At 44.0% G+C, this 13,150-nt stretch carries 10 protein-coding genes; 8 read left to right on the top strand and 2 right to left on the bottom strand.

What is annotated here, in order from left to right; genetic code table 11:
- Positions 1-35: 35 nt before the first annotated feature.
- The 7 genes from A8708_RS27760 (at position 36) to A8708_RS27730 (ending at position 9,220) form a co-directional block, all read left to right on the top strand.
- A complete protein-coding gene (locus tag A8708_RS27760; RefSeq protein WP_068669086.1) occupies positions 36-1,589 on the top strand; it encodes an ABC transporter substrate-binding protein in 1,554 nt (517 codons plus the stop codon).
- A 127-nt stretch (positions 1,590-1,716) separates the two neighbouring features.
- The gene (gene lacZ / locus A8708_RS27755) at positions 1,717-4,848 is read left to right on the top strand and encodes a beta-galactosidase, LacZ type (protein WP_338044246.1); all 3,132 of its coding nucleotides are present in this window, start codon (positions 1,717-1,719) and stop codon (positions 4,846-4,848) included.
- A 310-nt stretch (positions 4,849-5,158) separates the two neighbouring features.
- Complete coding sequence (locus tag A8708_RS27750) at positions 5,159-6,175, top strand: ABC transporter substrate-binding protein (protein WP_157265075.1); 1,017 nt, start codon at positions 5,159-5,161, stop codon at positions 6,173-6,175.
- Positions 6,176-6,289: 114 nt separating this feature from the next.
- Complete coding sequence (locus A8708_RS27745; protein WP_068669082.1) at positions 6,290-7,255, top strand: helix-turn-helix domain-containing protein; 966 nt, start codon at positions 6,290-6,292, stop codon at positions 7,253-7,255.
- Between the two features lie 26 nt (positions 7,256-7,281).
- Entirely contained in the window at positions 7,282-7,968 is a 687-nt protein-coding gene (locus A8708_RS27740) for an ABC transporter substrate-binding protein (RefSeq protein ID WP_204787651.1), read from the top strand.
- 310 nt (positions 7,969-8,278) lie between these two features.
- Positions 8,279-8,920: a GOLPH3/VPS74 family protein gene (locus tag A8708_RS27735; protein ID WP_068669077.1), complete on the top strand. Its 642-nt coding sequence runs from the start codon at positions 8,279-8,281 to the stop codon at positions 8,918-8,920.
- Between the two features lie 33 nt (positions 8,921-8,953).
- Positions 8,954-9,220, top strand: a complete 267-nt coding sequence (locus tag A8708_RS27730) for a MerR family transcriptional regulator (RefSeq protein ID WP_068669075.1) — start codon at positions 8,954-8,956, stop codon at positions 9,218-9,220.
- A 58-nt stretch (positions 9,221-9,278) separates the two neighbouring features.
- Here A8708_RS27730 and A8708_RS27725 read toward each other — a convergent pair whose 3' ends face one another.
- Positions 9,279-10,148 (bottom strand): SDR family oxidoreductase, encoded by an 870-nt coding sequence (locus A8708_RS27725; protein WP_068669073.1) that lies wholly within the window; start codon positions 10,146-10,148, stop codon positions 9,279-9,281.
- Positions 10,149-10,230: 82 nt separating this feature from the next.
- On the bottom strand, positions 10,231-11,319 hold the full coding sequence (locus A8708_RS27720; RefSeq protein ID WP_068669071.1) for a Gfo/Idh/MocA family protein: 1,089 nt from the start codon (positions 11,317-11,319) through the stop codon (positions 10,231-10,233).
- 193 nt (positions 11,320-11,512) lie between these two features.
- Between A8708_RS27720 and A8708_RS27715 the strand changes: the two genes are divergently transcribed.
- Positions 11,513-13,129, top strand: a complete 1,617-nt coding sequence (locus A8708_RS27715) for a response regulator (RefSeq protein ID WP_068669070.1) — start codon at positions 11,513-11,515, stop codon at positions 13,127-13,129.
- Positions 13,130-13,150: the final 21 nt, after the last annotated feature.

Genomic DNA, 13,150 nt, shown 5'->3' with positions numbered 1-13,150 from the left:
TACGACAACTGGAATCGAAAGGGGTTAGCAACAAAATGAAAACAAAAAAATCAGTGGGGATTGTATTAGCGAGTCTATTAGCAGCATCTATGATGCTTAGCGCTTGTGGAAATACTGACAAAACTAGCAACAGTACAAACAATGCCCAAAGTACAGCTTCTACCAAACCGAATGAGGGGGGTATTGATACCTCCAAACCTGTTACCTTGAAGATGATCTTGCTCGGGCCGAAGCCAGCCGATTACGATCTCGTGTTCGGTGAAATCAACAAAGTGTTGAAACAAAAAGTAAACGCTACACTTGAAACAGAGTTCTTGGATTGGTCCGACTGGAAGCAGAAATATCCGCTTAAATTTGCTGCGAATGAAGACTTTGATCTCGTCTTTACGGCCAACTGGGCAAGTTATGCTGACCAAGCCAATAAAGGCGGTTTCCTTGAACTGACGGACGCTTCTCTTTCCAAATATGCGCCGCTAACTTGGAAAGCGATGGATAAAGTGAAATGGGACCAAGCGCGAGTTAAGAGCAAAGTTTACATGGTTCCTTATAATATCGCGAATGAGTATAAAGAGAAGCTCGTTATTTACCGCGAAGATTTGCGCGAGAAATATAACTTGCCACCGATTACGGATGCTGCCTCGTACGCGAAATTTACGGATGCAATTGTGAAAAATGAAAAAGGAACTACGCCATTTGGACCGACTCTTGGAAGTATGCATGCGCTTGACACGCCATTGTTAGTGCAAAAGAACAATTGGAAGATGATTGACGGTACACCTTTCGCGTTCAGCATCGGAGATGCGACGGGGAAAGTGTTCAACGTCTACGACACGCCAGAATTCAAAGAATTGCTCACGTATTACAAAAATCTTGCTGACAATGGCGCATGGATGAGAGATGTGCTGACATACAAAGGTAGCCAGTCTGAGGATTTCAAATCCGGTAAAATCGCGTCCTATTCCCATACATTATCTTCAGGTGTTTCATCTGTATCCGCTGTCAAAAGCGTTCACCCCGATTGGAAAGTCGGCATAGCGGATATCGCTCCAGACAGCAAGAAAACAACGGCAATCTCGACACAAAACGGGATGGCCATCCATGCAACATCCAAATCTCCGGAACGCTCGCTTATGGTGCTTGATTTATTGCAAAATGACAAACAGCTTCATGATCTGATGATGTACGGAATCGACGGTACGCACTATACGGCTGTCGGCAGCGACCAATTTACGAAATCGGATAAATTCGGAAGCTTCAACACCTTTACGAATTGGAGTTTCCAATCTCCATTAAATCGCATCGAGACGACGTATCCGCAAGTGGCGAAAGACATCGAGAACAAATGGAAATCGCAAGTTACGCATTTCAAACTAGAAACGTTCGTGTTTGATAACTCGAAAGTGGTTAATGAAGTTTCCAATGTTAGCAATGTGATGACTCGCTACGGATTGCCGCTTGAATACGGTCTCGTTAAAGAAACGGACAAAGGATTGGCAGATTTGCAGTCTCAACTAAAAGCAGCAGGCGTGGAAAAAGTTCAAGCTGAAGTTCAAAATCAAATTAACACCTTCCTTGCTGAAAATAAATAATATAGGCCATATAGGTAATAGGTTTAATCCCATGTAATAAACGGTAACCCGAAAGTAGGAACCTTTAATGGAGGTGTCTATCTGTCGGGTTATTGTATTTTCTATATCAAAGATGAAAGAGGTTACCATGGTGAAACAGAAGTTCAAGTATACCCCGCCGTCTAACGGTTATCCGGAATGGAACAATAATCCTGACATCTTTGAAAGAAATCGAATGAGGGCACACGCAACCCTGATGCCGTTCGATTCCGTAGAAGAAGCGCTGCAGAATAATCACTCTGCATCTCACAGTTATCTATCACTGAATGGCACATGGAAGTTTGCTTTCGCGGAGTCGCCATCCAAGCGTAGCAAGAATTTCTATGAGAACAGTTTCGATCATCATGAATGGGCGGACATTCAAGTACCTGGACACTGGCAGTTGCAAGGTTACGATTATCCGCAGTATACGAATCTTCGATACCCATGGGAGACATCAGAACCGGATCTTGCACCACCGTTCGCGCCTACTTTATACAATCCAGTAGGTTCATACCTCCGTACGTTTACAATACCTGACCATTGGGAAGAACAACCTGTATTTATTAGTTTCCAAGGTGTGGAGTCCGCATTCTACGTGTGGGTTAATGGTGAGCTCTTGGGTTACAGTGAGGATACGTTTACTCCGGCTGAATTCAACCTTACGCCCTATTTGAGAGCAGGCGAGAATACGATTGCGGTCGAGGTGTACCGTTGGTGCGATGCGAGTTGGTTGGAGGATCAAGATTTTTGGCGGCTGAGCGGGATTTTCCGCGATGTTTACCTATATACGGTACCAAAGGCGCATGTCTACGACTTCTTCGTAACAACGGAGCTTGATGAGGCATACCAAGATGCAGAGCTCAATCTGAAAGCAACGATCATGAACTATTGGGAAGAAAACTTAGGTTCAATTTCACTGGAAGCCCAATTGTATGATACAGATCATAACGCTGTATTTGCTCATCCGATGAAGGTTACTACAACAATTGGCAGCGATATGGATGAAGCGCATGTAGAAGTATCGTGCCAAGTCGCTAATCCAAGGAAATGGTCTGCAGAGCAGCCACATCTCTACATGTTAGTTATCAGTTTGAGAGATGCGAATGGCAATCTGCTAGAGACAATCAGCACTCAGACAGGCTTCCGTAAATTTGAGATTAAAGATGGACTGATGTTAATTAACGGACAGCGAATCGTCTTCAAAGGCGTCAACCGTCATGAGTTCTGCATCGATGCAGGCCGCGTTATACAGATAGAAGATATGATAACAGATATTAAGATTATGAAGTCATTCAATATCAATGCGGTTCGTACATCCCACTACCCGAACAATCCGCGCTGGTATGAGTTATGTAACGAATATGGCTTATATGTCATTGACGAAACCAACCTGGAGTCACATGGCACTTGGAGCGGTGGTCAGACGGAACTGCTTCCTACGACGGTACCTGGCAGTATTCCGGCATGGACAGCGAATGTAATTGACCGTGCGAATTCTATGATGCAGCGGGATAAGAATCATCCATCCATCGTGATGTGGTCGCTTGGCAATGAAGCTTTCGGTGGTGATAACTTTATTAAAATGCATGATTTCCTGCGCGAAGCAGATCCGACACGCGTTGTTCACTACGAAGGTGTTGTGAATTGGAAGGAATCTGCCGCTGCAACGGATGTTGAAAGCTATATGTATACAAGACCAGATGGTTTAATTCAATATGCCAAAAAGGCTGGACCCAAAAAGCCTTACATCTTGTGTGAGTACAGCCATGCGATGGGTAACTCCCTTGGCGGTTTGCATTTATACACCGAGTTATTTGATCGTTATCCGATCCTACAAGGTGGATTTATTTGGGACTGGGTAGACCAAAGTCTCTGGCAAACAAGTTCGGACGGTAAGAAATTTATGGCATATGGCGGAGATTTCGGCGAATCACCACACTCCGGTAATTTTTGTGGTAACGGACTACTCCTAGCCGACCGTTCCATTACACCAAAGTTAATTGAAGCTAAGAAATGCTATGAAAATATAGCGATTAGCGAGGTTGATGGCTCACTAGGTATTTATCATATAACCAATAAAAACTTGTTTACGAATTTGGATGCCTATTTGTTACTGTGGACGATCGCCATAGAAGGAACAGTTTGCGCAGAAGGCAATATGACCTTATCCCTAGCGCCTCTTGATAGCAGCGAGATCACACTTGATCTACCTAAACGCGAACAACTAGGAGAAGCCGTGCTCACTATTTGTTTTGTGACGAAGAGAACCGAGAAATGGGCGGAAGCCGGTCATGAAGTGGCATTTGAACAATTCGTGCTTCCTGCTGTAAAGCCGGTTCCAGCTCTTGTTGAGCCACTTATGAGTTACAATCCGGTTCAAGTTGCGGTGCAATCGGGCACATTGCGAGTTAGCGGCGAAGGCTTCACTGCGGCATTCGATACGACAAATGGCAGTCTGTATTCTTATAAAGTTGGGGGAAACGAACTACTACAAAGCGGGATCGCACCGAATTTCTGGCGGGCTTATACGGATAATGACCGGGGTAATAAGCAACATGAGCGTTGCGCAACGTGGCGAGGAGCAGGGGAGGCGCGTATTCTACAAACATTGCGCTGGGAGACACTTACTGATCGCATCATCGTCCATACGGCATATGTGCTGCCTACGACTTCAGAATCGGCTTACTCGATGTCGTATACGATTCTTGGCAATGGAGCGATCCAAATTCAGCAGAAACTGATTCCAGGTAAAAATCTGAATGAAATTCCCGAGATTGGCATCATGTTTAATATGGATGGCTCTTACAGCGATCTGGAATGGTACGGCAAGGGCCCTCATGAATCGTACTGGGACCGTCAGTTGAGCGCAAAGCTTGGACATCACCAGGTCAAAGTGGCCGATCAGTTCGTGCCATATCTGAGACCACAAGAGTGTGGTAACAAGATGGATGTACGTCGAGCTGCAATATCGAATCAAGGCGGTGTCACGCTGTACCTAACAGGGGAACCCATCTTCGATCTTAACGTGCTGCCCTATACACCATTCGAGCTTGAGGCTAATGATCATGTTTATAAACTGCCAGTTAGCGATAAAACTGTTGTTCGTATCAACTATCGTCAAATGGGTGTCGGTGGTGACGACAGTTGGGGGTCTAAACCGCATCCGCAGTTTTTACTTTTAGCTGATAAGAGCTATTCATTTAGTTTTACACTGCAGGGTAGGATTAATAAATTGTAAATACAAGGGAAGGACCTTCAGCTGTTGCTGGGGGTGTGCAGGAGTTGAAATCGTCTAATAGGTTGTTAGTACTATGGACAGAGGCATCCGATAATAAGGATGTCTCTTCGCTATGTAGTCAAACTATATTCCTTGAATAGCGAGTTCCTACCTTACGCCGACATACGCACGGAAGAAGGAATTGAGAAAAGTGGCTCAAGACCTTATGCAAAATTTGTCTGAAAAATAACAACAAATGTCCATGGATTTACTTTGGAGGAGGGATTAGAATAAAAACTTGATTGAGAATGATTATCAAACGGAGGTCCTTATGTTAAAACGAATCTTGTCCAAATCTGCATGTTCTTCTTTATTGCTAGTCCTGATGTTGTCCATTCTTGCAGCTTGTGGTAACGCAGGAGCTGGGACAAAGCCATCGAATGAAACGGCTTCGCCGTCACTAGCGTCTACAACATCTGCAGCTCCTGCAGAGCAAGCTTCCAAGAGAGTGTATAAAGATGCGATTTCAAGAGAAGTTGAGATACCAGCTCATCCTACTCGGATTGCTGCTCACTATTTTGCAGCTGAGATGAAAGCTCTGAACGGACCACTCATTGGCACGAACTTCTTAAATGCAAAGCTTTCCTTAACACCTGAGCAACTGACGGGAATCACAGATATCGGTGGGGATGGCGTTAATCCAAATGCGGAAAAGCTCGTAGCATTGGATCCGGATCTCATTATTTTACCGAATTTCCTTGATCAGAAAGTAGTCGAAGCTGTTTCCAAAATTGCACCAACCGTAGTTATGAACTATAGCGAAGATACATTCACGCGTTTGAAGAAACTGGGGGATGTAGCAGGGGTTCAAGGTGCATCGGACAAATGGCTAAGTGCGTACGATGCTAAGGTGAAGAAGAAGAGAGAAGAAGTTAGCTCCATTGTCAAAGAGGGTACGACTGCGACTGCTTTCGTCCTTCACTCTGACAAGAAACTCTATGTGTATGGAACTCAGCGTTTAGGTCCAACGATGTACGATGCTTTAGGATTTAAGCAGTCTGACAAAGTTAAGCAATTATTTGCCAATGAACCGAATGCCTTATGGAAGGAAATATCACTGGAAGTACTTCCGGAATATGCAGCTGATCACATTTTCATCGTGTCTTCAAAGATGGATGGAAAGACTGTCCCAGAAATGGATGATCTTCTGAGCAGTCCGATCTGGAAGAACGTTCCCGCAGTTAAAAACGGAAAAGCCCATGTCGTTGGCACGCGGTGGGGACTAAATGATCCTTTAACTTTGGATTGGTTATTGGATGAGATGCCTAAAGTATTATTACAAAAATGATAAAAAAGAAGCTATCTTTGACGTTATTGACGCCAAGATGGCTTCTTTTTTTCGACTAAATCTTTTATACTAGATTATAAATGATACTCATTCTCAATTGCGGAGGCGTTGAACTTGCACACTGATCAAACCCAGACCTATGCTTCGCCGCCGATGTATGAATTAAAGGAAATCCGTAGATGGACACTTGATGAAGGGCATGACAAGCTGAGCGATCAGCAGGGCGCCATATTATTTCATTTGACATACAGTGGGCTACTAGTAATAACGCAAGGAAAGGCCACCTTCGAAATCAGGGGAAGAATCTATGAAGGTTTTGAGGGAACTTGTTTGAAGTTGCCACCGGGTACTCAAGTAGACATAGACATACAAGGGTCTCCGAGTTATGAACTGTTTCTCCTGCATTATCAGTCAACTAATGATTTGTGGGGATCTCCCCAAGAAACAATAGAGTTCAGCTTCGATGAACGAGATTCTTTGCATAGAAAACTTAGAATGTTACTAGAACGCAACGTAGAGGGTGGTATACTCGCGCTGCAAAACCATATTCTATTCCAGCAATTGATGCTGCAATTATGGAAAGAACATGCTTCTATGGAAACAGATGAGCTATGGAAAATTGAGGATATGCAAAGTCAATGGCACCATGAAGAGCGGTATGAAGATGAGACTGCCGTTGAACAGACCATTTCCTACATGCATGAACATTATAATGAGCATATGCTGATTGGTACATTGGCTCTTGATGCACATATGACGCGATGGCACTACGGTCAAGTATTCAAATCACTTACAGGACAGACGCCAATGGACTATTTGACCGCGCTCCGCATCGTCCTTTCCAAACAACTGCTAGCCGTTAATCCAGGTGCTCGTCTTCGTGATATCGCGGGAAAAGTCGGATTCCATGATGAGTTTTATTATAGTCGACGGTTTAAAAAAATGACGGGGATTTCGCAAATCAATTCAAAGAGCAGGGAGCCAAACCGCCACGAATCGTTTGTATTCAGTATCTTGGTGAATTGTTATCCCTTGGTTTACGTCCTATTGCCGCTAATAGTAGCATTCATCACTTGCTAGAAAAGCATACCGAGGGCATTCTTTCCTTGAAAGAACCTATCGATATCGAGGAATTGATTGCTCTCAAGCCTGATCTCATCATCTATCCAAGCTATACGCCTCCAGCGCTTGTAAGTGAGTTTCGGCGGATTGCCACATCGCTGGACATCAACTGGAAGGATAATGTCAATGTCCGAATGCGTAAATTAGGGGCTTTATTCGGAAAAGAGCAGGCGGCGAATGAGTGGATTTCCAGTTATGCGAACCGTTCTGAATATTGGCAACGAACACTTAAAGATCAGATTGGGCATAAGGAGACAGCAGTAGCGTTCGTCTATCATCATGGACTCTTTGTTTATACGGGGCATCATTTCGGTCATACACTATACAACGGTTTAGGTTTCGAACCACCAGATCGTGTCCGTGAGTTGATGTCAAATGATTCTCAAATGAAATGGAAGCGTATTTCACTCGAATCCATTCATGCGTATTCCAGTGATCGCATCTTCATGGCTCTGCCTGCATTTGGTCCTGATGCTGCGCGGGTTCGCCAATTGCTGGAAGACGAGGCATGGTTAACACTTCCCGCGGTTCAAGCAGGAAAAGTTCGTTATGTGGATTTGTCATTGGCAAATTATAATCCCATTACACTAAATGATCATCTGGAAGCGATCGGGGCATCCATGCTCGAAGGCCTAACAGATTTTACCATCCCTTACAGCCAAATGACCTAGTGGCGTTATTATGTTGGCACTATTTCCAACCATTTATGGTTCTGATTGGCCAGAGAGAGGTTGGTGCTAACATATTAGCATCGAACTGGCACTAAAGAGCATGAAAGTCAGAAGTTATGTATCGACATAATAACCATGTAAAAACATCCCTGTTAATCGGGGATTTTTTTTATATCCAGTGCTACTTTGTTTAACCAACACAGAAATGCTTTGACATATTATATACAGTACATTAATGTAAGTGATAAGTAGTAAGTGATAAGTAGTAAGTAGTAAGCAGTAAGTGAATGTGAGAAAGGATGATGCAGACATGTTGAAAAACTTATCAATTCCCCAAGAGTTTGTCTTACTTGCATTAGATCGTGATACGAATAAATTAAAGTCAATCTTTCGTATGCATGTTGGATTGTATGCAGTAATGGCCTGTATGGTGGAACTTTCTATGAATGGCAATCTTGCCTTTGATCAAGATGATACGGTTAGGATTTCGAACTCAGCATCCACAGGTGAACCCTATCTGGACAGATTGCTTGCTATTATTGCTTCTGAAAAACCAAAGAAACTAAAGGCATGGGTTTCCTATTTTTATTATTTTAAACAGAAAGAAATATATAAGATGGTTGTAGAAAGCCTTGTAGATAAAGGTGTTCTTGAGATACAAGATACAGAGGTTTTATTCATTGTTCCCGTAAAAAAATATGCAGATGTCGCAAATGCTCGCAATCACATTGTGGAGAAGATTCGAGCTGAGCTATTAGAGAAGGGAAATGTAGAAGACCACACTGTAGCTTTGGTGTTATTTTTAAATATTAAAAATATGCTGAACGATTATTTTTCTGATTACGAACAAAAAACATTAAAGCAACGACTAGTAGAACTGCGGAAAGAGGACTTGTATGGAAAAATTAAAACGATTGATGTGGCAATCCAAAATATAGACTCTGGGTTATAGTTCAATTATTACAGCAAGTTAAGGGAGAAAAATATGGGGAGAAAACGAAGTTTAAGTACAATAGCATCATCAGCGTATGTCAGTATCAGTGAGTTGGTTGAACTTTCTGGTGTTCGATACAGCACGATTAAATATTATACGGAAGAAGAAATGATCTTATTTGAACAAGAAGATACACGATTGACAAGAAGATATCCACGGGAAACCGCTCTAAAGCGACTTGAGGAAATTCGTATCATGAAAGAAGAAGAAGGATTGACGATCAAACAAATTAAAGAAAAATTAAGACCTGGCAGCTAGTACGCATTTGCCAGGTCTTTTGCATGCTACAGATGGGAATAGGGATTGCAATCACCGCTTATCCGTTTACAATCGTACCGCCATTCACATGAAGCACTTGCCCTGCCATATAGGACGAATCTTCACTAGCTAGAAATACATAGCTCGCGGCAAGTTCGCTTGGCTGTCCTGGACGTTTCATCGGCGTAGATGCACCGAATTCGGCAACCTCTTCCTCCGTGAACGTGGACGGAATGAGTGGAGTCCAGATGGGACCCGGTGCTACGGCGTTGACACGTATGCCTTTGTCATGAAGCTGCAGCGACAGCGAGCGAGTGAACGCCACGATCGCTCCTTTGGTTGAAGAATAATCAAGCAACCGCTCATGCCCATGATAAGCCGTGACAGAAGTTGTGTTAATAATGGCGCTGCCGGGTTTCAAATGTTGGATGGCTGCTTTCGTTAAGTAGAAGAAAGAAAAGATATTCGTCCGAAATGTCCGCTCTAGCTGCTCACTCGTAATATCCTCAATGCTATCCTGCGGATGCTGTTCGGCGGCATTATTCACAAGAATATCGAGTTTACCGAATTCTTGAATAACTTGATTGATAATTTGCTGGCAAAAGCTTTCGTCGCCGATATCACCTGCGATATGTAGACATTTGCGACCGGCATTCTCGACAGTAAGCTTGGTTTTCACTGCGTCGTCATGCTCATTGAGATAGACCAGCACCACGTCTGCACCTTCTTTCGCATAAGCGAGCGCAATGGCGCGACCAATACCACTGTCGCCTCCGGTGATTAGTGCGACTTTGTCTTTCAGTTTACCAGCTTCCTTGTAAACCGTACTGTCAAACTCGGGCATTGGGTCCATTTTCGATTCAATACCAGGCTGCTTTTTCTGATGTTGGGGAGGGATAACAGATTTCGGTTGTGTCGTCGTTGTCATGTTAAGGGCTCCTTTCATGCTGGGCAGATTTTGTGTTACCCGTACATGAACCTATACCCATGTTCTCCCTACATCGAAACAGCTAAACGTATTCAGTCCATGGTTGACGAGTGGACACCACTGTCTCTCCAGATCGAATAGCCTGCTCGATTAATATACCGATATAGTGGTCCTGAGAAGCTTCCGGAAGACCATAGAATCCCGGTCCGCCTGCGGCATAGACGGCCATTTTGTTCAAACAGCTTGCAATCGCAATTTCATCATCATATAGCCTGGCAGGCATATACGGATTCTCGTATACCCAACGGTCACCGGCCATAATTCCTTTGAGGAAATAGCCTTCTGCGTTCTCGTACTCCCCTTTATTCATACGTTTGAATTCCATTTGAATCTGTTGGCAAGAAGGATCTTGAATACTTATTCGATTATCAAATATTTCCCCGCGTTCCCCCCTAATGCATAGATGGTTGGAACGGGTCCATGAACGATGTTGATCCTTGGTGAAATCATAAATTCCCAGTTTACCTCCAAAGTCCAACCAAGCTATATCTCGCTCAGACCTGATCAATTTATCTTCTGTCGGAGGACCGCTTCGGTTAGGTCCAGCGACCCAATCGGATTCAAATCGCATTCCTTTAATGCTGACGTCTTCAAAGTGAACACCTAGCATTTTCCGTATGAGACTTACAGCATGATAGTACTGAGAAATCGATACCGTTACTTGATTAACATGGCCTAATTGCCCTGACCTAATAATCTGCTGGCGGGCTTCTTGAATCGGATGGAATTGATATTGTTCGGCAACTTGAATTCGCGCACCTTGTCGTGTAAGTTTGTCGTGTATCCCAAGTAAACCTTCTAAATTAGGGGCAGGAGGCGTCTCTGTAAGTACAGGTATGCCGCGTTCTGCCAACTCTAGCATATAATCGACAGCAGCGGATACTTGAATGGATAATATAATAAAGTCCGGTTTTTCATTTTGCAAAAGCTGATCCAGCGTTCGATAAGTAGGTACTCGCCATAAGTCTTCCATTTCCTTCCCTTTGATTTCATCACGAATCACCATTCCGCTTACACAGAATTGCTTTGGAAGTGCTTGTGCAATTCTTAGAAAATACTGTGCGCGAAAACTTCCACCGCCTATTATGCTAAAAGTGATTGGTTTACTCATGGGTTACACCGCCTTTTCAGTTGTAGCTTCGTTTTATCAAAAATAAATTTCATAGTCAAGCAATAGTAGTTACATAAACAGTCATATCAGACTAGAAAAAGTAGGATACCCCATGCTGTAAGAGCCTAAAAACTCTTATAATAGAAGGTACTACAACTTGCAGCGCAATTAAAGGCATAAGGAGACTGAGATTATGTATAAACTGGTCATTGTCGACGATGAAACTGCTGTCAGAGGGGGGTTAAGCAAATTCGTTCAGTGGAGCGACTACGGAATAGTTCTTGCAGGTACAGCGGATGACGGAGATACAGGACTTGAACTCGTTCAGCGAGTGAAGCCTGATATCGTGCTCACGGATGTGATGATGCCTGTAATGGATGGTATCCAAATGTCGAAGGAGATCCGAGAACGTTTCCCTGAGATCAAAATCGTATTTATCAGCGGCCACAATGAAGCCAACCTTCTGCGTTCTGCCATGCAGGTTCACGCTGCTGATTATATATTCAAACCGGTTAAACGGACAGAGATTCAGAAGATGATCGAAAATGTCGTACGGGTTTTACGTTCGGAAGAGAAGGAGCGTAACCGCCTGAAAGACATGGAGGTAAAATTGACACAGAGTATGCCACTTCTTAGGGAGAAGTTTCTAATGGCATTGATCCAAGATGGGGATGCGAAACCGGATGCCCTGCGGGAAAGAGCAGCATTTCTCAATTTGGAACTGCCAATAGAAAAGCCGTATCTTGTACTTGCGATTACGATTGACGATTCAAATGAAGTCCTCGGCAATCGTTCGGAGAGGGACAAGCAGCTGTTCTCGTACTCCCTCTTGAATGTTGTTCAAGAGTTGATTGACCAGTACTTGCACGGTTATGCCTTCGAGAACCGAGCTGCTGAATACGTCGGACTATTGGTGCTTGACGATCAGATGATTGAACCAGAGGCTACGTTATTATCACTAGCTGAGGCAATCCGCGATAATCTTCGTCGTTGGCTTCAGATTAGTGTTACGATCGGCGTAGGCGAACGCGCTGCTAATATAAGCATGCTCCCAGCATCCTTCCGACATGCCCGTGATGCAGCAGACCAGAAGTGGTATATGGGCAAGAACCAAGTGATTACGATGGACAGCCTGGAAATTGGAGAGGCTAACCCGATCCGTTTCGATGCTGGTCAGAGTGAGCGACTAGTGTCGGTACTGAAATCAGGAGACAAGCACCGCTTGGAATTGGAAATGGAAAGTATTCTCGAGCCGCTGGCACAGATCCGTAAGGACGCCTTCAAGTACGGCAGGCAGGTAGGCCTGCAAATGATTGCGCTAGCTGGCAGGTTGCTGCTAGACCTTAATCTACTTACTCGTGAGAAGGAAGAGCAGGAAGCGTGGTTGCTGGATCGACTTCTGAAGATAGAAACGATGGCAGAACTCAAGAGTATTGTAAGCGATTACCTGTATAATGTGTGCTGCTGGATTCAAGAGAAGCGGAGTGGACGGTCAAGTAATGTAATCGAACACATTCAGACCTATATATCCGATAATTTTACTAAAAACCTGACGATTGCTGAGATTGCGGCCAGTGTATACCTCAGCCAAACCTATGTTAGCCTACTGTTCAAACAGGAGACTGGCGAGACGATTTACGAATATTTGATGAAAGTACGTATCGCGAAAGCGAAGGAACTGCTGCGGGATCCCCGCATCAAGTTCTACGAAGTCTGTGAGTTGGTTGGCTATACAGACCCAAGCTATTTCAGCAAGCTATTCAAGAAGATGACCGGACTTACTCCAAGCGCTTACCGAGACCAGCAATAGGAGAAGACACGTAGTGATGCG

Origin of the sequence: Paenibacillus oryzisoli, assembly GCF_001653565.1 — a bacterium.
GTDB classification, from domain to species: Bacteria; Bacillota; Bacilli; order Paenibacillales; family NBRC-103111; genus Paenibacillus_E; species Paenibacillus_E oryzisoli.
This window is presented reverse-complemented; position numbering and strand designations above follow the sequence as displayed.

What these genes read in the sequence shown, in the direction of transcription:
- A8708_RS27760 (WP_068669086.1), top strand. Translation starts at nt 36, where the DNA reads ATGAAAACAAAAAAATCAGTGGGGATTGTATTAGCGAGTCTATTAGCA.
- lacZ (WP_338044246.1), top strand. Translation starts at nt 1,717, where the DNA reads ATGGTGAAACAGAAGTTCAAGTATACCCCGCCGTCTAACGGTTATCCG.
- A8708_RS27750 (WP_157265075.1), top strand. Translation starts at nt 5,159, where the DNA reads ATGTTAAAACGAATCTTGTCCAAATCTGCATGTTCTTCTTTATTGCTA.
- A8708_RS27735 (WP_068669077.1), top strand. Translation starts at nt 8,279, where the DNA reads ATGTTGAAAAACTTATCAATTCCCCAAGAGTTTGTCTTACTTGCATTA.
- A8708_RS27730 (WP_068669075.1), top strand. Translation starts at nt 8,954, where the DNA reads ATGGGGAGAAAACGAAGTTTAAGTACAATAGCATCATCAGCGTATGTC.
- A8708_RS27725 (WP_068669073.1), bottom strand. Translation starts at nt 10,148, where the DNA reads ATGACAACGACGACACAACCGAAATCTGTTATCCCTCCCCAACATCAG.
- A8708_RS27720 (WP_068669071.1), bottom strand. Translation starts at nt 11,319, where the DNA reads ATGAGTAAACCAATCACTTTTAGCATAATAGGCGGTGGAAGTTTTCGC.
- A8708_RS27715 (WP_068669070.1), top strand. Translation starts at nt 11,513, where the DNA reads ATGTATAAACTGGTCATTGTCGACGATGAAACTGCTGTCAGAGGGGGG.